The organism is Halospina denitrificans (assembly GCF_004364635.1).
Taxonomy (GTDB): Bacteria; Pseudomonadota; Gammaproteobacteria; order Pseudomonadales; family Oleiphilaceae; genus Halospina; species Halospina denitrificans.
On the sequence record NZ_SOAX01000002.1, the window covers coordinates 368,853 to 390,924 of the forward strand.

22 protein-coding genes are annotated in these 22,072 nt (G+C 62.1%); 7 read left to right on the forward strand and 15 right to left on the reverse strand.

The annotated features are described in order from the left end of the window. Together DES49_RS05360 and holA are read left to right on the forward strand one after the other, a co-directional pair. Positions 1–561: an LPS-assembly lipoprotein LptE gene (locus DES49_RS05360; RefSeq protein ID WP_166645996.1), complete on the forward strand. Its 561-nt coding sequence runs from the start codon at positions 1–3 to the stop codon at positions 559–561. Beyond that, entirely contained in the window at positions 558–1,565 is a 1,008-nt protein-coding gene (gene holA / locus DES49_RS05365; RefSeq protein ID WP_133735353.1) for a DNA polymerase III subunit delta, read from the forward strand. The genes DES49_RS05360 and holA overlap by 4 nt, the downstream gene beginning before the upstream one ends. A gap of 216 nt (positions 1,566–1,781) precedes the next feature. Here holA and DES49_RS05370 read toward each other — a convergent pair whose 3' ends face one another. The 7 genes from DES49_RS05370 to bioB all read right to left on the reverse strand — a co-directional run bounded on the left by DES49_RS05370 (position 1,782) and on the right by bioB (position 10,110). Beyond that, entirely contained in the window at positions 1,782–3,575 is a 1,794-nt protein-coding gene (locus DES49_RS05370; RefSeq protein WP_133735354.1) for an acyl-CoA dehydrogenase C-terminal domain-containing protein, read from the reverse strand. Between the two features lie 168 nt (positions 3,576–3,743). Continuing rightward, positions 3,744–5,543, reverse strand: a complete 1,800-nt coding sequence (locus DES49_RS05375) for an acyl-CoA dehydrogenase C-terminal domain-containing protein (RefSeq protein WP_133735355.1) — start codon at positions 5,541–5,543, stop codon at positions 3,744–3,746. A gap of 103 nt (positions 5,544–5,646) precedes the next feature. Continuing rightward, a complete protein-coding gene (bioD, locus tag DES49_RS05380; RefSeq protein ID WP_133735356.1) occupies positions 5,647–6,351 on the reverse strand; it encodes a dethiobiotin synthase in 705 nt (234 codons plus the stop codon). A 25-nt stretch (positions 6,352–6,376) separates the two neighbouring features. Further along, positions 6,377–7,177 (reverse strand): malonyl-ACP O-methyltransferase BioC, encoded by an 801-nt coding sequence (bioC, locus tag DES49_RS05385; RefSeq protein ID WP_166645997.1) that lies wholly within the window; start codon positions 7,175–7,177, stop codon positions 6,377–6,379. Beyond that, a complete protein-coding gene (locus DES49_RS05390; RefSeq protein ID WP_133735358.1) occupies positions 7,174–7,899 on the reverse strand; it encodes an alpha/beta fold hydrolase in 726 nt (241 codons plus the stop codon). The genes bioC and DES49_RS05390 overlap by 4 nt, the downstream gene beginning before the upstream one ends. Continuing rightward, positions 7,899–9,062: an 8-amino-7-oxononanoate synthase gene (gene bioF / locus DES49_RS05395; RefSeq protein ID WP_133735359.1), complete on the reverse strand. Its 1,164-nt coding sequence runs from the start codon at positions 9,060–9,062 to the stop codon at positions 7,899–7,901. The genes DES49_RS05390 and bioF overlap by 1 nt, the downstream gene beginning before the upstream one ends. Continuing rightward, complete coding sequence (gene bioB / locus DES49_RS05400; protein ID WP_133735360.1) at positions 9,055–10,110, reverse strand: biotin synthase BioB; 1,056 nt, start codon at positions 10,108–10,110, stop codon at positions 9,055–9,057. The genes bioF and bioB overlap by 8 nt, the downstream gene beginning before the upstream one ends. A 50-nt stretch (positions 10,111–10,160) precedes the next feature. Here bioB and DES49_RS05405 point away from each other — a divergent pair, with 50 nt between their 5' ends. After that, positions 10,161–10,895 (forward strand): ComF family protein, encoded by a 735-nt coding sequence (locus DES49_RS05405; protein WP_133735361.1) that lies wholly within the window; start codon positions 10,161–10,163, stop codon positions 10,893–10,895. Here the strand turns inward: DES49_RS05405 and DES49_RS05410 are convergent. Continuing rightward, a complete protein-coding gene (locus DES49_RS05410) occupies positions 10,892–11,992 on the reverse strand; it encodes an NAD(P)/FAD-dependent oxidoreductase (protein WP_133735362.1) in 1,101 nt (366 codons plus the stop codon). The two genes, DES49_RS05405 and DES49_RS05410, sit on opposite strands and share 4 nt — an antisense overlap. A 131-nt stretch (positions 11,993–12,123) precedes the next feature. On the opposite strand from DES49_RS05410, the gene DES49_RS05415 reads away from it, so the two are divergent. Genes DES49_RS05415 through cmoB form a run of 4 tightly spaced genes read left to right on the forward strand, consistent with a single transcriptional unit; the run spans position 12,124 to position 15,377 of the window. Further along, positions 12,124–12,576 carry a hypothetical protein gene (locus tag DES49_RS05415; RefSeq protein WP_133735363.1) on the forward strand — a complete coding sequence of 151 codons (453 nt, stop codon included), beginning with the start codon at positions 12,124–12,126 and terminating at the stop codon, positions 12,574–12,576. Between the two features lie 3 nt (positions 12,577–12,579). Further along, a complete protein-coding gene (locus tag DES49_RS05420) occupies positions 12,580–13,575 on the forward strand; it encodes a serine/threonine protein kinase (RefSeq protein WP_133735364.1) in 996 nt (331 codons plus the stop codon). 19 nt (positions 13,576–13,594) lie between these two features. Continuing rightward, positions 13,595–14,383, forward strand: a complete 789-nt coding sequence (cmoA, locus tag DES49_RS05425) for a carboxy-S-adenosyl-L-methionine synthase CmoA (protein WP_133735365.1) — start codon at positions 13,595–13,597, stop codon at positions 14,381–14,383. Continuing rightward, a complete protein-coding gene (cmoB, locus tag DES49_RS05430) occupies positions 14,376–15,377 on the forward strand; it encodes a tRNA 5-methoxyuridine(34)/uridine 5-oxyacetic acid(34) synthase CmoB (RefSeq protein WP_166645998.1) in 1,002 nt (333 codons plus the stop codon). Before cmoA ends, cmoB begins: the two co-directional genes overlap by 8 nt. A 6-nt stretch (positions 15,378–15,383) precedes the next feature. On the opposite strand, the gene DES49_RS05435 is transcribed toward cmoB, so the two are convergent. The 7 genes from DES49_RS05435 to hfq form a co-directional block, all read right to left on the reverse strand. After that, positions 15,384–16,679: an adenylosuccinate synthase gene (locus tag DES49_RS05435; protein ID WP_133735366.1), complete on the reverse strand. Its 1,296-nt coding sequence runs from the start codon at positions 16,677–16,679 to the stop codon at positions 15,384–15,386. Positions 16,680–16,702: 23 nt separating this feature from the next. Beyond that, positions 16,703–17,887 carry an ATP phosphoribosyltransferase regulatory subunit gene (locus DES49_RS05440; RefSeq protein WP_133735367.1) on the reverse strand — a complete coding sequence of 395 codons (1,185 nt, stop codon included), beginning with the start codon at positions 17,885–17,887 and terminating at the stop codon, positions 16,703–16,705. Positions 17,888–17,955: 68 nt separating this feature from the next. Further along, positions 17,956–18,141: a DUF2065 domain-containing protein gene (locus DES49_RS05445; protein ID WP_133735368.1), complete on the reverse strand. Its 186-nt coding sequence runs from the start codon at positions 18,139–18,141 to the stop codon at positions 17,956–17,958. A 119-nt stretch (positions 18,142–18,260) separates the two neighbouring features. Further along, positions 18,261–19,139 carry a protease modulator HflC gene (hflC, locus tag DES49_RS05450; RefSeq protein WP_133735369.1) on the reverse strand — a complete coding sequence of 293 codons (879 nt, stop codon included), beginning with the start codon at positions 19,137–19,139 and terminating at the stop codon, positions 18,261–18,263. A gap of 2 nt (positions 19,140–19,141) precedes the next feature. Continuing rightward, positions 19,142–20,347, reverse strand: a complete 1,206-nt coding sequence (gene hflK, locus DES49_RS05455; RefSeq protein WP_133735370.1) for an FtsH protease activity modulator HflK — start codon at positions 20,345–20,347, stop codon at positions 19,142–19,144. A 110-nt stretch (positions 20,348–20,457) separates the two neighbouring features. Then, entirely contained in the window at positions 20,458–21,780 is a 1,323-nt protein-coding gene (gene hflX, locus DES49_RS05460; RefSeq protein ID WP_133735371.1) for a ribosome rescue GTPase HflX, read from the reverse strand. Between the two features lie 14 nt (positions 21,781–21,794). After that, complete coding sequence (hfq, locus tag DES49_RS05465) at positions 21,795–22,049, reverse strand: RNA chaperone Hfq (protein ID WP_133735372.1); 255 nt, start codon at positions 22,047–22,049, stop codon at positions 21,795–21,797. Between the last annotated feature and the right edge of the window lie 23 nt (positions 22,050–22,072).

Genomic DNA, 22,072 nt, shown 5'->3' on the forward strand with positions numbered 1-22,072 from the left:
ATGATCAAACGGCTGCGGATTGGCACCTTCCTGCTGGGGACACTGATACTGGCCGGCTGCGGCTTCCAGCTTCGTGGCGCGGGCAGTATTCCCGACGCGCTGGCGCCCCTCGCCCTCGATTGCGCCGACGATATCCCCGGCCCCCTGTGCAGTGAGGTGCGGGAACAGCTTGAGCTCTATCAACTGCTGGCCGGCGACGGCGAGGAGCCGGCCCATACCCTGAAACTGGTGACCTATGAGCAGAACCGCCGGACCAGCGCCCTGACGGACCGGGCAGCGGCCGCGGAATATGAGATCCAGGCAACCGTGGGACTCCGGCTGATCACCAGCGATGATATTCCCCTGCTCGCGGATACCCAGCTCAGTGCCAGCGAGGTGTACCGGGCGGACGAAGAGCAGGTTCTTGCGGGAGAGCGGGAGCAGAGTGGCATTGAAGGCGTTCTCCAACAGCAGTTGGCCCAGCAGGTTACACGCCGTCTTACTCCCTTCACGGAGGAACGTATCCGCCTGCTTCGTGAGCAGTATGACGCGGATGAAGACAGCGATAACGAGGGCTCATGAAGGTCAATCCGCCCCAGCTTGCCGATCAGCTCAACAAGCGGCTTGATCCGGCCTACCTGGTCACCGGCGACGAGCCGCTACTGGTCCAGGAGGCCTGTGACCAGATCCGGGAAGCGGCCCTGAAACAGGGCTATGAGGAGCGAACCGTCTTCCAGACGGACAACCAGTTCGACTGGAACCAGGTCACCGAGGAAACCCAGTCCCTGTCCCTCTTCTCGACCCTGAAACGCGTGGAAGTCCGTCTGCACAGCGGTAAGCCCGGCAAGGGGCGGGAAGCCTTTGAGCGTTACCTGGAGTCGCCGCCCGAGGATGTGATCCTCCTTGTATCCGGGCCCAGGCTGGATTCCGGGGAGTTCCGGAAGAGCTGGTACAAGCAGTGGCAGCAGAAGGCGGTCCATGTGCCAGTCTGGCCCGTAGACCCTGGAGACTTTCCGCGCTGGCTTGAGAACCGCGCCCGGGGGATGGGCCTGCACCTGACCCGCCACGCCCTTCAGCAGCTCTGTGAGCGCCTGGAGGGCAATCTTCTCGCCGCCCACCAGGAACTGGAACGATTGCAGTTGGTGGCCGGCGATGAGCCCATTGATGATGCGGTGATGATGGCCGGTGTTGAGGACAGCAGTCGCTACAATGCGTTTGAGCTGAGTACGGAGGCGTTGGCCGGGCACCGGGCCCATGCGCTGAAGATCCTGCGGCGTCTGTCTGAGGAGGGCAACAGTCCGCTGGCGATTCTTGGCGTATTGCAGCGGGACCTGAAGCATCTGGTGAATCTTCAGCAGGCCTGGAAGTCGGGGCGCAATTCGGCGGAGTTTTTCAAGGCGAGCTTTATTCGGCAGCGCTCGCTGCAGAAGGCGGTTGAGCAGGGGGCGCGGCGGTTGAGTTCGCGGCGGTGTGAGGTTGCTCGGGAGCAGTGTCGGCGGGTGGATCGGGCGGCCAAGGGGTATGATACTTCCTTGCCGGTCTGGTCGGCTTTGGCGGCTTTGATTGAGACGCTTTCCGGGCGTTAAGAAAAGTAGATTTCAGGTTGGGTGCCGGAGGGGATCAGGGCCCGCTTTCCGGGAACCGCTTTGAATACGTCCATGTACGCTGCGCTTCCGCCATCCATGGCTCCAGAGCTTCCCGGAAAGCGGGCCCTGATCCCCTCCTTCTGATATCAAGCAATACGCCGATAAAAAAGGGGAGCTAAGCTCCCCTTTTCCTACCTTCTGGCTCTAAAACTCTGATCAACCGAACTCTTCTTCCGAAAACGCCATCATGGAGTCGGATCCGTTGCGGATTCCTTCTGCCAGGGCCACGGTCTGTGGCAGGAGGCGGTCGTAGAAGAAGCGGGCGGTCTTGAGTTTGCCAGTGTAGAAACCGGAGGTGTCATTGTCCGCCTTGGGCTTGGCCGCCTTGACCATGCGGGCCCAGAGGTAGGCTTCCGCGGTGAGGCCGAAGAGGTCGAGGTAGTCGACGGCGGCGGCGCCCACTTCGGTGGGGTTGTCGCCGGCACTGTTGATGACGTGCTCGGTGACGTCGGCGAGTCGCTCGATCGCGCTGGCGAGGGGCTGGATGTAGCCTTCGAGGGCCGGGTCGTCCTGGTTTTCGGTGATGAAATCCGCGACGTCGTCGGCGAAGTACTCGAAGAACTGGCCGTTGTTGGCCACTACCTTGCGACCCATCAGGTCCATGGCCTGGATGCCGTTGGTGCCTTCGTAGATCTGGGTGATGCGCGTGTCGCGGACGAGTTGTTCCTGGCCCCATTCGCGGATGTAGCCATGGCCGCCGAAGACCTGCTGGCCGATGACGCAGGTGTCCAGGGCACGGTCGGTGAGGAAGGCCTTGGCGACGGGCGTGAGCAGGGCCACCATGGCGTCGGCTTTCTTCTGGAATTCCGCGTCTTCGGCGAACTTGGCCTGGTCGAGCCACTGGGCCACGTAGGTGATGAAGGCGCGGCTGCCTTCGGTGTGGGCCTTCATTTTCAGCAGCATGCGGCGCACATCCGGGTGGACGAGGATGGGGTCGGCGACCTTGTCCTTTTCCTGGGCGCCTGTCGGGGAACGGCTCTGGAGGCGTTCGCGGGCATAGGCCAGTGCGTTCTGGTATGACGCCTCAGCGGCGCCCACGCCCTGGATGCCCACACCCAGGCGCTCGTAGTTCATCATGGTGAACATGGCCATCAGGCCCTTGTGGGGCTCGCCCACGAGAAAGCCACGGGCGCCGTCGTAGTTCATGACGCAGGTGGCGGAGCCGTGGATGCCCATCTTCTCTTCCAGGGAGCCACAGGACAGGGCGTTGTGTTCGCCCAGGGAGTCGTCATCGTTGACTTCGTACTTGGGCACCAGGAAGAGGGAGATTCCCTTGGGTCCGGGAGGTGCGTCGGGAAGCTTGGCGAGGACCAGGTGGATGATGTTCTCCGCCATGTCGTGCTCGCCCCAGGTGATGAAGATCTTGGTCCCGGTGATGCTGTAGGAGCCGTCATCGTTCGGCTTCGCCTTGGTGCGGATGATGCCAAGGTCGGTGCCCGCATGGGGTTCGGTCAGGTCCATGGCGCCCGACCAGGTGCCTTCATACATCTTCGGCAGGTACTTCTGCTTGAGCTCTTCACTGCCATGGGCATGAAGCGCCAGGCAGGCGCCGGCGGTCAGCATGGGGCAGAGCCCGAAGGCCATGTTGGCACCCTGGACCATTTCCTCGACCTGGGCCACCAGGCTCTTGGGCATGCCCATGCCGCCGTAGTTGGGATCGCCACCGAGCCCGACCCAGCCGCCTTCGGCGTAAGTCTGGTAGGCGTCCTTGAAGCCCTCCGGCGTGGTCACGGTGCCGTTGTCCCAGTGACAGCCCTCTTCGTCGCCACTCTGGTTCAGGGGCGCAAGGCTGCCGGCGGCGATCTTGCCGGCCTCTTCCAGAATGGCATCGGCCGTTTCCGGATCCACGTTCTCGCTCAGGCCCGGCAGTGACGCCCACTGGCCCGGCGCATCAAAAATCTCGTTCAACAGGAAGCGCATGTCGCGCAGGGGAGCCTGATACTCAGCCATGGAATTAGTCCCTCATGCTGTTTAATTGGCGGCGCCGCATTTTACCCTAAAGGTACGTGGCACGCCCATGAATGTATCAATCAGGTTACGGTCTTTACGGAAATCCGGAGGTTATTCACAGAAAAGCCCGCTCGAGGCGGGCTTTCCGTTGCATGCCTGGCGTTCTGCTCAGAAGGCAAAGTGCTCTTCCGGCATATCCATCAGGGTGTCTGCGCCGCTGATCATGGCATCGGCGTGAGCCTTGGCCCGCGGCAGCATCCGCTTGAAGTAGAAACGGGCTGTCTGGAGCTTGGCCGTGTAGAAGGCTTCCTCGGAGGTGCCTTCCTCCAGCTTGCGCTGAGCCACTTCCGCCATGGATGCCCAAAGGTAGGCCATGACGCCGTAGCCGGAGTACATCAGGTAGTCGTAGGAGGCCGCGCCGACTTCTTCGCGATCCTTCATCGCGGCCGAGCCCAGCTTCATGGTGAGATCACCCCACTCCTTGTTGAAGGCGCTCAGCGGCTCGATGAATTCCTTGAGGGAGTCGTTATTGCCGTGTTCCTTGCAGAACAGGTGCACCTTCTTGGTGAAGCGCTTGAGCGACTCACCCTGGCTCATCAGCACCTTGCGGCCCAGAAGATCCAGGGCCTGGATGCCGGTGGTGCCTTCGTAAATGGCGCCGATACGGGCATCGCGGACAATCTGCTCCATGCCCCACTCAGAAATATACCCGTGGCCACCCAGAACCTGCATGCCCTGGTTGGCCGCCTCAATCCCGGTCTCGGTCAGGAAGGCCTTGGCGATCGGCGTCAGGAATCCGAGCAGTTCATCGGCCTCCTTGCGCGCGTCCTCGTCCTGGCCGCGCGTCGCGACGTCAGCCTGCTGTGCCGCGTAATAGATCATGGCACGGCCACCTTCGGCCAGCGCCTTCTGGGTCATCAGCATACGGCGCACGTCCGGATGCACGATGATGGGATCGGCAGGGCCATCCGGGTTCTTCGGGCCTGACAGCGACCGCATCGCCAGGCGTTCCTTGGCGTATTCAAGCGATCCCTGGAAGGACAGCTCGGCGGAACCCAGACCCTGGATGGCAGTACCGATACGGGCGATGTTCATGAAGGTGAACATGTAACCCAGGCCCTTGTGCGGTTCACCAATGAGAAAGCCCTTGGCACCGTCGAAGTTCAGCACGCAGGTAGCGTTGGCATGGATGCCCATCTTGTGCTCGATGGAACCAACGGAAACACTGTTGCGCTCGCCCGGATTGCCGTTCTCGTCGGGAATGAACTTGGGTACGACAAAGACGGAGATACCCTTGGTGCCCTTGGGCGCATCCGGCAGCTTGGCCAGAACCAGGTGGATGATGTTGTCCGCCATGTCGTGGTCACCCGCGGAGATGAAGATCTTCTCGCCGGTGATGTTGTAGCTGCCGTCGTCGTTGGGTTCCGCCTTGGAACGCAGGATCCCCAGGTCGGAACCGCAATGGGATTCCGTCAGGCACATGGTGCCTGTCCATTCGCCACTGATCATCTTGGGCAGATAGGTCTGCTTCTGCTCATCGGAACCATGGGCTTCCAGCGTGTTGAGGCAGCCATGGCTGAGACCGGGATACATACCGAAGGACCAGTTGGCGGTGCCCACCATCTCATTCATGACTATGGACAGTGAGCCCGGCAGCCCCTGGCCGCCCAGTTCCTCATCCGCCGTCATTGAAGGCCAGCCGCCTGCAATATACTGCTGATACGCTTCCTTGAAACCGCTCGGCGTTGTCACTGCACCGTTTTCCAGGGTACAGCCTTCCTGATCCCCGGTCTGGTTCAGCGGTGACAGCACCTGCTCGCAGAACTTGGCCCCTTCCTGGATAATGGCGTTGACCATGTCGGGCGTAGCTTCCTCGCCACCCGGGATATGCTGATAATGCGTTTCCGTATCCAGCAGCTCATTCATCACAAACTGGATATCACGCAGGGGTGCTCTGTATTGGGGCATGGCGTTGTACCTCGGTTCCAACAATAATTAAACGGCTGTTTGAAACATACGTTTGAAGCCAAGGCTCTGTCAAGAGATTAATGACCGCTTTTCTGATCAGGTTTTAATCAGCCGCATTCAGTGGCAAGGACAGGTATCGCGCCACGGCTTCCGCGCACGGAAAACCGTCGCCACCCTCCAGCCAGGGCACTCGCCCCATACAGGGAGCCTCAATATGCTTACAGAGGTAGTCGAAGGTCTCATCCTCGCGCTCCATGGGCATTGACCCACAACAATTCGCCACCCATCCCGCCAGCTCCAGTCCATCACGGCGAATCATCTCGGCCGTCAGCAGCGCGTGATTGATCGCCCCGAGCTTCATGCCAACGACCAGCACCACGGGCATGTTGAGGTCGCGCACGAAATGGAACCAGGTCTCGGTGCTGTTCAGCGGCACACGCCAGCCGCCGGCCCCCTCCACCAGGAACAGATCGCCGGGGCGGGTCATGGTGCCCCGGCAGTAACCGGCCAGGCGTTCGGCGGACAGGCTTCGGCCCGCATCCATGGCGGCAACATGGGGCGCGATGGCCGGCTCCAGCGCAACCGGGTTGACGGCGTCATAGCTGAGGGATTCAGTAATAACGCTCTGCAGGTGCAGCGCGTCCGGGTTCCGCAACCCGTCAGGGGTTTGATGGCAACCGGAGGCTATGGGCTTCATCGCCAGCGTCCGCAGACCATGCTGCGCCGCCAGGGCCAGGATGCCGCCGGCAATCGCTGTCTTGCCCGAATCCGTATCCGTACCGGTTACAAAGAAGGATGTCTTTGGCATTGAGGCCCCTCGAAAACTATTGGAATCATTCTTCCCTGACCAGGCGCACGTACGCCACCTGCCAGGTTGCAGGCACGCCCTGATCACCCTGGCGGAAGCGCTCGTAGGCGGCCCTGAGCGCCCTGAGCCGTGCCGGAGCCATGGCCGCGCGGCGGCGGTTTTCATCCTTGTAGCGGGCGCCCAGGGTCTTCAGCTCCTTCAACAGTGCCATAACGTCCGGATACCAGAGCACCATGGGCTCAACCTCAACAGAGAATTGCCTGCAAGCCTTGCCAAGTTCTGCCCTGAGTTCCTCGACCGTCAGGAAACGGTTGACGTGGCGCCCGCCAGGGTCGGCTTCCGCCCATGCTGATTCAAGCTCACTGAGCGTACCGGAGACCAGCGTCGAAAAAACCGCCTCACCACCCGGTTTCAGAACCCTGCACGCTTCTCTGGCAACCGCTGCGGTATCGCCGCACCACTGGATCATGAGACTGGAAAAGATCCAGTCCAGGCTGGCATCCGGGAGAGGCAGCGCTTCCGCGTCTGCCACCAGCCAGTCCGACGCAATACCGCGCTCCTGGCGCGCGTACTGGATCATTCCGGGTGACAGGTCCGCCGCTACGATTTCCGTCGGATCAAGGCACTCGGAAAGCATCGGCAGGAAGTAGCCCGTGCCACAGCCAAGATCCATGCCCTGCCCACCACTCCCTGAATCCATACGCTCAATCAGGCGCGCGCCAACCTGCTGCTGCAGCCGTGCCGCCGAGTCGTAATGACTGGCCGCGGCACCGAAATCATCGGAGATTCTCTCCCTGGAAACCCGGTTCACCCCCTCCGTACTCATTCGCTCACCCGGTCGCACCATTGCTCCAGACACTCCCGCACCCGGCTGGCAAAGTAGCCGCCGGGCCAATGCCCCATCGCCGGCATGACCTGCCAGCGGCTCTCCGGAATCCCCAGCTCCGCTCCTGCCGACGCAGGGACAAGGGCGTCCTTTTCTCCGAAAAGGTGCCAGGAGGGCACAGAGGGCGTTTTCCACAGCGGCCGTTGATCCAGTTCGCCGAGCCAGCCGAGCGTGCGTTCCAGGCGCCAGTCCTCGGGAAGCTCCAGCCATTCGGCACGACGCAGCCAGCGGCGATCCTCCCCGGCCCGGTCGGCGCCATGAATCATCAATGAGCAGAAATGCGACAGCGTCTCGGTTGATGAGCGCTTCAGGCGGCGTTGAAAATCATCAAAGACCTGGGGCGTCACGGCTGCCGACCAGGTCTTTGAGCCCACGAAACAAGGGTTGGCACAGAGCGTCATAACCCCGGCCACGTGCTGGGGTGTCCGCTTTGAGGCTTGCATCGCCAGTTGTCCGCCCAGTGACCATCCGATCCAGATCGCGCGTTCCGGCAACTCTGGCATCCGGCGGGCAATGGCAGTTTCAGGCTCGTCCTCTATGGCCTCCAGAAGCTGCTCGGGTGTTATGCGGAAGAGATCCCGACCCTGCGGGAGACAGGCATCAAGCAGCGAGGACGGCATTCCCCAGCCACTGACAGCCACCACCGGCAACCTTGCCGCCATCAAAGTATCCCCGTCTCGGACCGGGCCGCAGCCAGCGCTTCGAGGAGTTGCTCCATGTGCTCATCCGTGTGGCTGGCACTGAAGGTGAAGCGCAATCGGGCACTCCCTTCGGGCACTGTTGGCGGTCGAATGGCAGGCACCAGAATATCGCGCCGTGCAAGCGCCGCGCTCACGGCCATGGCCGACTCGCAGGAGCCGGTTACCAGCGGCTGGATGGGGGTCCAGGACGGCATCAGGTCATACCCCAGCGCCCCCGCTTCATCCCGGAACCAGGCCACGAGTTTCGCCAGCCGCTCGCGGCGCCAGTATTCATCACGACAGATGTTAAGGCTTTTCAGGGTCGCAGCGGCGAGTGCCGGCGGCATGGCCGTCGTATAGATATAGGTTCGCGCTTTCTGGATCAGGTAATCGATCAGTACCCGGGATCCCGCCACAAAGGCCCCGGAGACGCCCAGGGCCTTACCCAGGGTTCCCACCAGGATCGGCACTTCCTTCGACGACATCTGGCGGATTTCGGTAATGCCGGCCCCCATTTGCCCAAGCACCCCTATCCCATGGGCATCATCCACCATCAGCGGCACGCCATGGTCATGACAGAGCGCCGCGATGCCATCCAGCGGCGCCAGATCACCATCCATGCTGAACACGCCGTCAGTGGCCACCAGCGCATGCCGCTGGCCGGTATTCAGCGCTTCTTCCAGGCTGTTGTGGTCGGCGTGTGCGTAACGCTTGAGGCGGGCGCCGGCAATCCGGGCACCATCGATAAGCGATGCGTGATTGAGACGGTCTTCGAGGACCACGTCATTACGCCCTGCCAGTGCCGAGATGACACCCAGGTTCGCCATGTAGCCCGTGGAAAAGAGCAGCGCGGCCTCGCGCCCGGTGTGGGCTGCCAGCGCTTGCTCAAGCTGATGATGGAGGTCGTGATGGCCACAGACCATATGCGAGGCGCCGGCGCCAACGCCGTGGATGGCGGCCGCATCGGTCATGGCCTCGGTGACGGCGGGATGCGCTGCCAGCCCGAGGTAATCGTTGCTGCAGAAGGCCAGCATGGTACGACCGTCAATCGTGACCTCCGGCCCCTGGGCGGATTCCAGGAGCCGGCGCTGGCGTAATAGTCCCTGTTCCTGTAAGTCCTGAAGCGTCTTTTCCAGGTCAGGCATTAGCCGCATCGTAGAAGAGGTGGCTCTGGCGCTCCTGCTCCACCCGCTCAGTCAGTTCGGCCGCTTCGTCCTCGTCGCTCCGGTCCGTTGCCAGGGGCTCCGGGCGGATGCCCAGACGTTCAAAGAGCCGGCGGTCGGCGTCGGCTTCCGGGTTGTCGGTCGTCAGCAACTGGTCGCCGTAGAAAATGGAGTTGGCGCCGGCCATGAAACACAGGGCCTGCATCTCATCGGTCATGTCCTCGCGACCGGCGGAGAGCCGCACATGGCTCTTCGGCATCAGGATCCGCGCCACCGCGATGGTGCGCACGAATTCAATCGGATCGAGGTCTTCCACATTCTCCAGCGGTGTTCCCGGAATCTTGATCAGCAGGTTGATGGGCACACTCTCGGGATGCTCGGGCAGATTCGCCAGCTCCATCAGGAAGCCGGCGCGATCCGCCTCGTCCTCGCCCATGCCCATGATGCCGCCACAGCAGACCTTCATGCCGGCGTTACGGACATTCTCAAGGGTGTCCAGGCGGTCCTGGTAGGTCCGTGTGGTGATGATCTGGTTGTAGTAGCGTTCGGACGTATCCAGATTGTGGTTGTAGTAATCCAGCCCGGCCTCCGAGAGCTCCGTGGCCTGCTCTTCGGTCAGCATGCCAAGGGTCATGCAGGTCTCCAGGCCCATTTCCTTCACGCCGCGCACCATTTCCAGGACATAGGGCAGGTCCTTTTTGGTGGGGCTGCGCCAGGCCGCGCCCATGCAGAAACGGGTTGCCCCGGTTTCCCTGGCCGCTTTGGCCTCGTCCAGTACCTTCTGCACCTCCATCAGCTTTTCTTTCTCAAGCCCGGTGTTGTAGTGCCCGCTCTGGGGGCAGTACATGCAATCCTCGGGGCAGGCACCGGTCTTGATGGACAGCAGGGTGCTGACCTGGACCTCGTTGGGATTGAAATGGGTGCGGTGAACCTGCTGGGCCTCAAAAATCAGGTCATTGAAGGGCTTGGAAAGCAGGTCTTGCACTTCCTGGTGAGTCCAGTCATGGCGGATGGATGCAGAAGCAGTCATACTGTGGGCCTTGTGTGAATCCGTACATTTCTCGATCAGGGATGATGGGTATGATAAGGATAGCCCGGACGCTGTCAACCTGGGCAACCCGCTGGGTTAACAGCGGACGTTGCGGCCTACACCTCTCGCGCTGCGTCCTGTGCCTTGCCAGGGCCGGTCGCACCGGGCTCTGCGAGCCCTGCCTCCAGGATCTTCCCGCTAATCACACCGCCTGCGAGCGCTGCGCACTGCCGTTGACCGCACCCAATCCGCAGCGGCTCTGCAGCGCCTGCCTGCTCCGCAGCCCGGCGCAGGATTTCTGCCTGACACCCTGGCGCTATGAGTTCCCGATCGACCAGATGATCCGGCGATACAAGTACGATGGATGGCGCGCACCGGGCCGGGCCCTGGCCCTCAACTGGGCCGATCAGGTAACAGGTACTCTCCCAGAAATTCCCCAGGCCCTGATCCCGGCTCCGATTGCGCCGGAGCGGCTGCCAGAAAGAGGCTTCAGCCAGACGGCGGAGATTGCCGACTGGATAAGCCGGGAGACCGGGACTCCCCTGGAGACGGGGCTACTGCAGCGACACCCCGGATATCAGCCCCAGGCAGGCCTGGATCGGGGCAAGCGACGGCGCAATCTTCAGGGTGCCTTTTACGTGACCACCAGAACCGGAATGCCGGAGCATGTTGCGATTGTTGAGGACGTGATCACCACGGGCGCAAGCGGGGACGCCATGGCGGCGTGCCTTCGCGAGGCGGGCATCAGGCGCGTGGACCTCTGGGCATTGGCGCGAACCCCCTAAGCCAGGCGTTCGCGAACCCGCTCCGCAATGGCCAGAGACGCCGTAAGGCCGGGCGACTCAATACCGAAGAGGTTGACCGCGCCGGGAAGGCCATGCCGCTCACTGCCCTGGATCACAAAGTCTGCCGGAGCATCGTCGGGCCCGTGGATACGCGGACGAATCCCGGCATAGGCCGGCACGAGACGGTCCGGATCCAGCCCCGGCCACCACGGGCGCACCGCCTCGGCAAAGCGCTCGCGAAGCGACGCCGGAACCGTGAGATCCCCGGTCTCAACCCAGTGGGCGTCGGGCCCGAAGCGGGCCTGACCCGCCATATCCAGAGTCAGATGCACCCCCAGGCCAGTGGCATCCGGAAGGGGATAGATGAGCCGGCTGAAGGGGTGCCTCCCGCTGTAGGCGAAGTAATGGCCCTTGGACCAGTAAGCCCGGGGAATCTCCGAGGCCGGCATGCCCTCCCAGCGCTGGGCCAGTGGGATAGCCGCGAGTCCGGCCGCGTTCACCACCCGCGGCGTCCGCAGCTCGCAGGGCGCATCGCCGCCCAGCACCAGGCGATGGTGCCGATCTTCCGAAACCAGCTGCTCAACGGGTGTATGACAGACGACCCAACCACCGCCGGCCTCAATGTCGGCAACGAGCGCCTGTATATAGGCATGCGCATCAATAATCCCCGTCAGCGGCGAACTGAGCACTGCCTCCGCACGCAGCGCCGGTTCCTCACGATGCCTTGCCGACGCAAGCCACTCCAACTGCACGTCATTGGCGGCGGCATTGGTTTTCAGGCGTTCCAGCGCGGGGACCTGCTCCGGTTCCACGGCCACAATCCACTTGCCGCACTGCCGGTGGGGAACCCGCCAGTCGCGGCAGAAGTTGTACAGCCGATCCCGCCCCTCCCGGCACAGTTGGGCCTTGAGCGAACCCGTGCGGTAATAGATGCCCGCATGGATCACCTCACTGTTGCGCGATGAGGTTTCCTCTCCAGTGCGGCCGTTACGCTCAACCACGATAACGCCCAGTCCCTCACGGACCAGGGCACGGGCGACCGCCAGCCCCACGACACCGCCGCCAATGACAACCGCATCTGCCTCATAGCTCTCCATGGACGCGAGGATACCATTGGGGGCTCTGATTGGAATGCCTTTCCGGGTTATAATGGGTAATCGCTGCTTCAGCGAATTCTCGGCGGTTATGATGGATAACCGCGTCTGATCATGGTTGGGAAGGCCAGATAATGTCCGACAGTCGCCAGTTTATTTTTGTCATGATCATTGCTGCACTCTTTGTCAGCTGGTTGGGTTGGCGCGGCTATGTGGTCATGGAACTGAACGAGAACATCCGCAGCCATGAGGAAATCGCCGATTACCCCTACCCGTTCCGGGTCCTGCGGGTTGAGGGTGGGACAGCCGTCATGAGCACGCTTCGCTCGCCGCGCATCGCGACGGAACAGGCCCTGCGCGAACTCTTCCCGAGCCTGCGAGGCACTTCCGAGGACAGCGCGGAAATGCGGCGCCTGGAGCAGGAATACGCGCGCCTCCAGGTCCGTGCCAGCCAGGCGGTTCTGGCCTCCCCCAGGATCCACCGTGTTCGCTGGGAACTCGATGAGAACTGGTACTACCTCAACGATATGGAGCTGCGCCAGGGCGGACTCGGCAACCCTGCACTCAGCCCGGCAAGGGGATCCTGAGTCATGGACGAATCGGCCCATCCCTACCAGCACCTGACCCCGGACCTGGTCCTCGACGCCGTGGAATCCTGCGGCTTTGAGGTCAATGGCCGCCTGTTTCCACTGAACAGCTACGAAAACCGCGTCTACCAGGTGGGCATCGAGGACGGCACACCGTTGATCGCCAAGTTCTACCGACCCGAGCGCTGGAGCCGGGAACAGCTCCTTGAGGAGCACAGTTTTGTCGCCGAGCTCGAAGAGGCCGAAATCCCCGTGGTCGGTGCTATCAAGCTGGCCAACGGGGGGTATCTGGCGGATTATGGCGGCTTCACCTTCGCCCTCTTTCCCCAGCGGGGCGGCCAGGCGCCGGACATCACCCTGCCAGACACCCTCTTCCGCGTGGGCCAGTGGATCGGTCGCATCCACCAGGTCGGTGCCCGCAGTGACTTCCAGGCCCGCCCAACCATTGACCCGGTTGAAACCATCGAGCGCGGCCACCGCTTCGTGCTCGAGAGTGGTTTCGTTCCCGACGATCTCCGGCACCCCTACCAGAGCCTGATCCGGGACCTGCTCACCGAGATCCAACGCAACCTCGAGGAGGCCGGCCCGGTAAACAGCCTGCGCCTTCATGGCGACTGCCATTTGGGCAACATCCTGGTGCGCGAGGAGCGCATCCTCTTCGTGGACTTCGATGACGCCCGGCAGGGCCCGGCCATCCAGGACCTCTGGCTGATGCTCAGCGGCGACAGCGCGGAACAGAGCCTGGAAATGGGCGAGCTGATCGAGGGATACGAGCAGTTCAACGACTTCAATCCCCGCGAACGCTTCCTGATCGAGCCACTGCGCACCATGCGCCTGATCAACCAGGCCGCCTGGCTCGCCTGGCGCTGGGATGACCCCACGTTCCCGATGCATTTTCCCTGGTTCGGCCAGCCCCGGTTCTGGTCCGACCACATCCTGATGCTCCGGGAACAGCTCGCCAACCTCCAGCAACCGCCGGTGTCGCCACCGGTGGTTTGAGAGACACAGTAGTCCCGCTATGACGAATCCAACCAGTCGCTTTGATTCCGAGACGGACACCGTCTACTCCGAGGCAGGCATCAGCACGGAGCCCTTCAGCTTCGACGAGGCCGTGGCCCGCGTTTTCCCGGACATGATCCGCCGCTCCGTCCCCGGCTACACCACCATCGTCCCCATGATCGGGCTCATCGCCGCCCGCTTCGCACGTCCCGGCACCGCCTGTTACGACCTGGGCTGCTCCCTGGGCGCCGTCACCCTGGCCATGCGCCACAGCATCCCCCATACCGACGGGCGAATCATTGCTGTGGACAACGCCGAGTCCATGATCGAACGCTGCCAGCACTACATTGCCCTGGACGATGGCCAGCTCCCGGTGGAGCTGATGTGTGCCGATATCCAGGAGATCGACTATCAGCCCGCCAGCGTCGTGGCCCTGAACTTCACCCTGCAGTTCATTCCCGTAGCGGAGCGCGCGCCGCTGCTGAACCGACTCCGGGAGTCCCTGGAGCCGGGCGGAGCTCTCATTCTCTCGGAAAAGATCGCATTTGCGGACAGCGACGAACAGGCACTGCACGAAGCGCTGCACCGGGACTTCAAGCGCGCACAGGGCTATTCCGAAATGGAGATCAGCCGCAAGCGCAACGCCCTTGAGGAAGTGCTGATCCCGGAAACCCTCGAGACCCACCGCCAGCGCCTGCTCGATGCCGGCTTCGCCCGGGTCACGCTCTGGCAGCAGTCCCTGAACTTTGTCTCACTGCTGGCACTGGCACCTGAGAAAGACAACCGCCGGGAGGAAACCAGTGTCTGACGGCTTTGACTGGCGCTCACGCTATACACCACTACTGGACTGGCTGGCCGACAGCGACCGGCACGAATGGCGAAGCCAGGTGGAGAACCGGCTCGAACGGGTCTTTGAAACCAGTCCTCACGGGGACCTGCCGCGCTGGCTTGCGGCCCTGACGTCATTACCCGCGATTCCCCGGGTTGCGGCGGATTTCCAGTCCCCGACGGTTCAGCTCTCAAGCCCTGAGCCACTGGATAACGAGACTTTTGGTCAGATCGAATCCGGATTACGGGGCCTGATGCCCTGGCGCAAGGGCCCCTTTGAGTTCTTCGGGGTGCATGTGGATACGGAGTGGCGTTCCGACTGGAAATGGGAGCGGATTGCCCCGCAACTGAGTCCTCTGGAAGGGCGCGTGGTGCTGGATGTGGGCTGTGGCTCGGGCTATCACTGCTGGCGGATGCTGGGCGCGGGCGCCCGGCGGGTGATCGGCATTGATCCCGGCATACTCTTCCTGATGCAGTTCCTCGCCGTGCGGGACTACCTGCCGTCAGCGCCTCCGGCGGATCTGCTGCCCCTGCGCATGGAGGACCTGCCCCCGAACCTGAGCCTCTTCGATACCGTCTTTTCCCTGGGCGTGCTCTACCATCGACGCTCACCGCTGGATCATCTTCTGGAACTGAAGTCCGCCCTGAAGCCGGGCGGCGAGCTGGTGCTGGAAACCCTGGTGATCGAAGGCGGCCCCACCGAGACCCTGATGCCGGAAGACCGCTATGCGCGCATGCGCAATGTCTGGTTTATTCCCAGTGTTGAGATGCTTCAGCGCTGGCTGGAGCGGACCGGTTTCCGGAAGGTGCGGGCCGTGGACGTGACGCCCACGACAACGGAAGAACAGCGCTCAACGGACTGGATGCAGTTCCAGTCACTGCCGGATTTTCTCGACCCGAGAGACCCGACCCTCACTATTGAGGGCTATCCGGCCCCAATCCGCGCCACCCTGGTCGCGGAAAAACCCGCCTGAAACGGGTTATGCGTCGAAGGGATGGCGCAGGGTGATGGTCTCCACCCGGTCCGGCCCGGTGGAAATCACATCGATGGGGGCCTCGATCTGCTCTTCGATGAAACGGATATAGCGACGGGCATTCTCCGGGAGCTGATCCATGGCAGTCAGTCCGGAGGTGCTCTCCTGCCAGCCGGGCAACGTCTCATAGACGGGCTCAATGGCTTCGTATTGTGCACCACGGATCGGCGGCCGCGTCACCCGGCCTTCCTTCGTCTCATAGCCCACGCAGACGCGGATCTCGTCCAGGCCGTCGAGCACATCCAGCTTGGTCAGGCAGATGCCGGAAACACTGTTGATCTGGATGGCATGACGCAGCGCCACCGCATCAAACCAGCCACAGCGCCGGGCCCGCCCGGTGGTGGTGCCGAATTCATGGCCCTTGCTGGCCAGGTGCTCACCATCGGTATCGAAGAGCTCCGTCGGGAAGGGACCGGACCCCACACGGGTGGTATAGGCCTTGGTGATCCCGAGGATGTAATCCAGGTACATGGGCCCGAAACCACTTCCGGTTGCCGCGCCCCCTGCGGTGGTATTCGAAGAGGTCACGTAGGGATAGGTGCCGTGATCAATATCGAGCAGTGAACCCTGGGCCCCTTCAAACAGGATGTGCTCTTGCTGTTTGCGGAAGGCATGGAGCATATCCGTGACGTCCGCCGCCATGGGAAGCAGCTCTTCGGCGTAACTCCGGAAAGCCGCCAGGGTCTCTTCCACATCAACCGGCGCCTCCTGGTAATAATGCTCCAGGATGAAGTTGTGGTAGGCCATCAATGAGCGCAACCCCTTCTCGAAGGCGTCCGGATCCGCCAGGTCACCAAAACGCAACCCCTGGCGCGATACTTTGTCCTCATAAGCCGGCCCGATGCCACGCCCGGTGGTACCGATGCATTCCGCGCCACGAGCCCTTTCACGCGCCTGGTCCAGGCGCACATGGGAAGGCAGGATCAGCGGGCACGCCTCGCTGACCCGCAGACGCGAGCGCACGTCCACGCCCCGTTTTTCCAGCATGCGGATCTCGTCCAACAGGGCATCACAGGCCAGCACCACGCCGTTGCCGATCATACAGGTGATGTGCTTGCGCAGGATGCCGGAAGGAATCAGGTGCAGGGCCGTGGTCTCCCCGTCAATAACCAGGGTATGGCCCGCATTGTGGCCGCCCTGGAAACGGGCTACCGCACTGACCTGCTCCGTAAGCAGGTCAACGATCTTACCCTTGCCTTCATCCCCCCATTGGGTGCCCAGTACAACAACGTTCTTACCCATGAATGGCTCGCTGATAGTTTCTCTTAAAGTGACTCAATGGCCCAGCCGTCTTCACTCCGGACCAGCTGGCGGTTGCAGCCGAGTTCCCGGGGCGAGGTGGTATCGTCAGGCATGGCCTGGATAACGGTTTCATTCCTGCGCAGTTCACTGATCCGGGCGCGCAGCTCGGCGTCATCCTCGGCCGGTGCCCATATCGCGCAGGCCGGCTCCGCCTCCCCGTCTGCATCACCGCCGGCCCTGAGAAGTCGATTCAGGTCCGCGCTGAAGCCGGTTGCCGGGCGGGCGCGCCCGAAATCCTCGCCAACGGCGTCGTATCGGCCGCCCTGGGCCACCGCTTCTTCCTCGCCCGGCGTATAGACAGCGAAGAGCAGCCCCGTGTGGTAGTTGTAGCCGCGCAACTCACAGAAGTCGAAACCCACGCTGACCTCGGGGTGACGCTGCCGAACGCGCTCGGCGGCTTTTTCCAGTTCATCCACGGCCGCCTGCACCCTGTCGGGCGCCCCCGCAAGCATCCGGCGGGCCCTTTCCGGCACATCGGCGCCCCCATTGAGCCGGGCCAGGCTCCGGATCATGTCGCGGTAGCTCCCGGATTGCGTATCGCCCAGGAGTTCATCCAGTTCCGGAATGGACTTGCGGCGCATGGCGTCAAAAATACGTGACTCTTCACGCTCTCCGAGTCCGGCGGCGGCTGCCAGGCACTGGAAGATGCCAACATGGGCCAGATCCAGGTGAACGCGTGCAACACCAGCGGTCTGGAGCGTGCCCAGCATCAGGTCCAGTATCTCCTGGTCGGCGGAGTGACTGGTGCTGCCGAAAAGCTCACACCCGACCTGCAGCGGGGTCCGGCTTGCAAGCATGCTGTTCGGGCGAGCGTGAAGCACATGCCCCGCATAGCACAGCCGCGTCACACCACCCCGGCGCAGGCTGTGGGCATCCATCCTCGCGGCCTGGGGCGTCATGTCAGCCCGTACCCCCATCATGCGGCCCGTCAACTGATCGGTCAGCTTGAAGGTCTGCAGGTCAAGATCATTGCCGGTCCCTGTCAGCAGGGATTGGAGGTACTCAATGAGAGGCGGGATGATCAGCTCATAGCCCCACCGCTGATACTGGTCCAGCAGTGTGCGGCGCAGGGTTTCAATCCGGCGCGCGCGCGGCGGCAGTACATCCGCCACGCCATCGGGAAGCAGCCATCGATCGGAATTGCTCATGGATTACAGGATCCGTGCTCTATCAACTCGGACAACGATTGGCGGGCCGGACCGGAGTCTTCCCCACCCTATCGAACCACGTAAAGCAGCACCAGGCCGAGGACCATGCTGGCCAGTCCGGCCTTGCGCATGGTCGAGGGGTCCATCTGTGCCAGCACCTCCACCATGCGCTGCCAGCGCTGTGGGTACAGGAAAGGCATGATGCCCTCGATAATCAGAAGCAGGGCAAAGGCGATCAACAGTTCCTGCCACATAGCCTCCCCCTTCTCTCACTCCAGCCCGGTACGGTCCTTACAACGCGGCGATTCTACTCTGATCCAGCCCATAAAAAAACCGGAGCCCAGGGCTCCGGTTTCCGTCACCGCCTTAGGATTCAGCGTTCAGCGCCGCCGGAGTTCTTGATGAACTTCAGGAAATCACTCTTCGTATCGAGCAGGAACATGTCGCTCTTGTTCTGGAAGGTGGACTCATAGGCTGTCAGGGACCGATAGAGTTCATAGAAGTCACGGTCCTGGCCATAGGCGTCCGCATAGGTGCCGGCAGCCTGGTTATCACCCTCACCTCGGATTTCCTCGGAAAGACGCCGCGCCTCGGCGACAATGACGGTTGCCTGTCGATCCGCGTCCGCACGGATGCCTTCGGCCAGCTCGCGGCCCCGCGAACGGTATTCCTGGGCTTCCTTCTCCCGCGAGGTGCGCATCCGCGCATAGACGTTCTCACTCACCTCGTCAGGCAGCTCAATGCCCTTGATGCGGATATCGATCACTTCAATACCGAATTCCGAGCTGGTCAGTTCATCAACGGAGTTGGTGATCTCCACCATCAGCTCATCGCGGGCGCCGGAGACCACCTCGCGCATGGTGCGGACACCAAACTGGTCGCGCAGGCCGTTCTCGATCCGTGACGCCAGCAGGTTTTCCGCCCGGCGCTCGTCGCCGCCCGTAGCCCGGTAGAACTGATCCACGTTCTGGATGCGCCAGGTGACATAGGAATCCACGTCCAGCGGCTTCTTCTCGATGGTGAGATAGCGCTGCTGCTCAATGTTGAGCGTGAGCACCCGCACATCGAAGTGCCTGGCGTTGTCCACCCAGGGGAGCTTGAAATGCAGTCCCGGCTGGATATTGGTCTCGATCAGCTCCCCGAACCGCAGCAGCACGCCACGGTGGGTTTCAGGCACGATATAGACTGTGGCTGATACAAGGTAAAGCAGTACTACACCGGAGATAATGGCCAGAATGCCCTTGGTATTCATGATTAACGCCCCCTCCGGCCGGAATTATTTTCCTGCGAACGGATCCGCTCAACGACCCGATCCGTCAGCTGTTCCAGATCATAGGAGGCGGATCCGCCATCACTACTGCTGCCACTGTCACCACTCTGTGTCATGGCCCTGGCTCCACCCTTGGCCATCTGGTCCAGAGGCAGCATCATCAGGTTATTGCCTTCTTCAACATCGAGCACCACCTTGCTGCTGTTTGAGAGCACTTTTTCCATCGTTTCGAGGTAGAGCCGCTCGCGCGTCACTTCCGGCGCCTGCTGGTAGATGTCGAAAACCTCCAGGAAGCGCTGGCTTTCACCCTGAGCGCGCTGTACCACCTCGGCCTTGTAGCCCTCGGATTCCTCAATAATGCGCTGGGCCTGACCCCGGGCTTCCGGAACGACCTTGTTGCGATAGCGCTCAGCCTCATCGCGGAAGCGCTGCTCGTCCTCGCGGGCACGCTGGACATCCCGGAACGCTTCCTGAACCGGTTCCGGAGGCTGGGTGCTTTCGACGTTAACCCTCAGGATCTGCATGCCGACCGCATAGTTATCCAGGAAACGCTGGAGGCGCTCCTCCACCAACTGCCCCAACTCGGCCCGGCGTTCGGTCAGAACCCCGTGAAGATCCGAGCTGCCGACTTCGTGGCGCAAAGCGCTGTCCGTCGCGAACTGCAGGGTCATATTCGGGTCCCGCACGTTCAGCACAAACTGCTTGGGCTCGTTGACGCGGTACTGGACCCCCAGGTTCACGTTAACGATGTTCTCGTCCTCCGTGAGCATGTGGCCCTCGGACTGGAAGGAACGGACGTCGGTAACCGTAACCATGCGCACGTCATCAACCAGCGGCAGCTTGAAGTTGAGGCCGGGCATGGCGGTGGTGTGGTACTCACCGAAACGCAGCACAACCGCGTTTTCCCGCTCATCCACGATGTAGACGGATTGATAGCCGAGATAGCCGATGACCAGAAGGCCAACAACCGCCAGAATCAGCCCGAAACCACCGGAGCCCTGTCCGGAACCACCGCTGTCGCCACGGCCACCGCCGCCCTTGCCGCCAAAGAGGCGATTGAGCTTATCGAGGCCCTTTTTCAATGCCTCATCAAGATCCGGCGGACCCTGATCGTTATTACCGCCACGATTGCCCGAGCCCCATGGGTCCCGGTCGTTGTTGCGGTTTCCACCCGGTTCGTTCCAGGCCATAATTGTCTCCGTTTTAATTCAAACTTCTGCAGAATGACCCGACGCCCGCTCGAGTCTGCACAACAGATGCAAATAGTAGGTGTTCTGACGGGCTGGGACAACCGTACCGTTCAGCCTTCGGCCTGGGCCGACATCCACTCCTGATTGCCCAGGAATGACAGCCGATCCTCGGAAACCCCCGCATGCCCGAGGAGCTGACACCAGTCCCGTTCCTGCATCCGGATTTCCAGCGCAGGCTCACCGCCATCCAGCCAGCGCTCCGCAACCACCGCGCCGGTCTGATAGAAGCGCGCACGCAGCCAGCCTTCCGCCGGAGATAGCTTCACGTAATGGTGAACCACGTCCTCCGCCAGCCGTTCAGCCATGGCGTCGTAGAGCAGCTCCAGTCCCTCGCCGGTCATGGCCGAGAGCCAGACACGCACGGGCCGACCCTGCTCATCGCGCTCCAGGCGGGGCGAGGCGTCCTCCATCCGATCAATCTTGTTACAGACCTGGAGTACCGGGATATCATCAGCCCCGATCTCCGCCAGTACGGACTCGACCTGGTGTATGGTCTCGTCGCGCTCCGGATCCGTGTTGTCGATAACATGCAGGAGGATCGATGCCTCAACCGTCTCCTCAAGGGTCGCCCTGAAGGCTTCAACCAGGGTGTGCGGCAGGTGGCGGATGAAGCCCACCGTGTCCGCCAGCACAACCGGCCCAACATCCGGCACCGAGATCCGTCGTACCGTGGGATCCAGGGTCGCGAACAGCTGGTCCGCCTCGTAGACGGTAGACTGGGTCATGAGGTTGAACAGGGAGGATTTCCCGGCGTTGGTGTATCCCACCAGTGAGGCGGTGGGGATATCCGCCTTCCTGCGAGCCCGCCGCCCCTGCTCTCGCTGCTTGCGTACCTTCTGCAGGCGACGGTTGATCTGCTTGATGCGACCACGAAGCAGACGGCGGTCCGTTTCCAGCTGGGTCTCACCAGGCCCCCGCTGGCCGATACCGCCCTTCTGGCGCTCCAGGTGGGTCCAGCCCCGGATCAGCCGTGTGGACATGTGCTCCAGTTGCGCCAGTTCAACCTGGAGCTTGCCCTCATGGGTTCTCGCCCTCTGGGCAAAGATATCCAGGATGACGCCGGTCCGATCCAGAACCCGGCACCGCAACTCCCCTTCGAGGTTACGCTCCTGGCTGGGGCTGAGCACATGGTTGAAAAGGACCACGTCCGCCTGTTCGGCCTGCATGAGTTCACGCAGGGATTCCAGTTTACCGGAGCCGAGAAAGAGCCGGGAACTGGGCTGGTGACGGGTTCCCGTCACCAGACCGACGCAGGTAACGCCCGCGGATTCGGCAAGCTCCCGGAATTCCTCCGGGTCCTCGGGTTCCGTTTCCGACGCTAGCGTGATGTGAACAAGTATGGCCCGTTCACCGGCTTCGGGTCTTTCAAACAATCAGGCGGTACTCCTCATACGGAATCGGGCACCTCACCCTCCTCGCCGGGATGCTGGGGTGCCTTGATGTTGCGGGCAGGCACAACCGTGGAAATGGCGTGCTTGTAGACCATCTGGCTGACCGTATTCTTCAGCAGGATCACAAACTGGTCAAAGGACTCGATCTGGCCCTGCAGCTTGATGCCGTTTACCAGGAAAATGGAAACGGGAATGCGTTCTTTGCGCAGTGAATTCAGGTAAGGGTCTTGTAAGGAATGCCCTTTTGACATGGTGCTTCTCCTGTTTTTTATGT

What these genes read in the sequence shown, in the direction of transcription:
- DES49_RS05360 (WP_166645996.1), top strand. Translation starts at nt 1, where the DNA reads ATGATCAAACGGCTGCGGATTGGCACCTTCCTGCTGGGGACACTGATA.
- holA (WP_133735353.1), top strand. Translation starts at nt 558, where the DNA reads ATGAAGGTCAATCCGCCCCAGCTTGCCGATCAGCTCAACAAGCGGCTT.
- DES49_RS05370 (WP_133735354.1), bottom strand. Translation starts at nt 3,575, where the DNA reads ATGGCTGAGTATCAGGCTCCCCTGCGCGACATGCGCTTCCTGTTGAAC.
- DES49_RS05375 (WP_133735355.1), bottom strand. Translation starts at nt 5,543, where the DNA reads ATGCCCCAATACAGAGCACCCCTGCGTGATATCCAGTTTGTGATGAAT.
- bioD (WP_133735356.1), bottom strand. Translation starts at nt 6,351, where the DNA reads ATGCCAAAGACATCCTTCTTTGTAACCGGTACGGATACGGATTCGGGC.
- bioC (WP_166645997.1), bottom strand. Translation starts at nt 7,177, where the DNA reads ATGAGTACGGAGGGGGTGAACCGGGTTTCCAGGGAGAGAATCTCCGAT.
- DES49_RS05390 (WP_133735358.1), bottom strand. Translation starts at nt 7,899, where the DNA reads ATGGCGGCAAGGTTGCCGGTGGTGGCTGTCAGTGGCTGGGGAATGCCG.
- bioF (WP_133735359.1), bottom strand. Translation starts at nt 9,062, where the DNA reads ATGCCTGACCTGGAAAAGACGCTTCAGGACTTACAGGAACAGGGACTA.
- bioB (WP_133735360.1), bottom strand. Translation starts at nt 10,110, where the DNA reads ATGACTGCTTCTGCATCCATCCGCCATGACTGGACTCACCAGGAAGTG.
- DES49_RS05405 (WP_133735361.1), top strand. Translation starts at nt 10,161, where the DNA reads ATGATAAGGATAGCCCGGACGCTGTCAACCTGGGCAACCCGCTGGGTT.
- DES49_RS05410 (WP_133735362.1), bottom strand. Translation starts at nt 11,992, where the DNA reads ATGGAGAGCTATGAGGCAGATGCGGTTGTCATTGGCGGCGGTGTCGTG.
- DES49_RS05415 (WP_133735363.1), top strand. Translation starts at nt 12,124, where the DNA reads ATGTCCGACAGTCGCCAGTTTATTTTTGTCATGATCATTGCTGCACTC.
- DES49_RS05420 (WP_133735364.1), top strand. Translation starts at nt 12,580, where the DNA reads ATGGACGAATCGGCCCATCCCTACCAGCACCTGACCCCGGACCTGGTC.
- cmoA (WP_133735365.1), top strand. Translation starts at nt 13,595, where the DNA reads ATGACGAATCCAACCAGTCGCTTTGATTCCGAGACGGACACCGTCTAC.
- DES49_RS05435 (WP_133735366.1), bottom strand. Translation starts at nt 16,679, where the DNA reads ATGGGTAAGAACGTTGTTGTACTGGGCACCCAATGGGGGGATGAAGGC.
- DES49_RS05440 (WP_133735367.1), bottom strand. Translation starts at nt 17,887, where the DNA reads ATGAGCAATTCCGATCGATGGCTGCTTCCCGATGGCGTGGCGGATGTA.
- DES49_RS05445 (WP_133735368.1), bottom strand. Translation starts at nt 18,141, where the DNA reads ATGTGGCAGGAACTGTTGATCGCCTTTGCCCTGCTTCTGATTATCGAG.
- hflC (WP_133735369.1), bottom strand. Translation starts at nt 19,139, where the DNA reads ATGAATACCAAGGGCATTCTGGCCATTATCTCCGGTGTAGTACTGCTT.
- hflK (WP_133735370.1), bottom strand. Translation starts at nt 20,347, where the DNA reads ATGGCCTGGAACGAACCGGGTGGAAACCGCAACAACGACCGGGACCCA.
- hfq (WP_133735372.1), bottom strand. Translation starts at nt 22,049, where the DNA reads ATGTCAAAAGGGCATTCCTTACAAGACCCTTACCTGAATTCACTGCGC.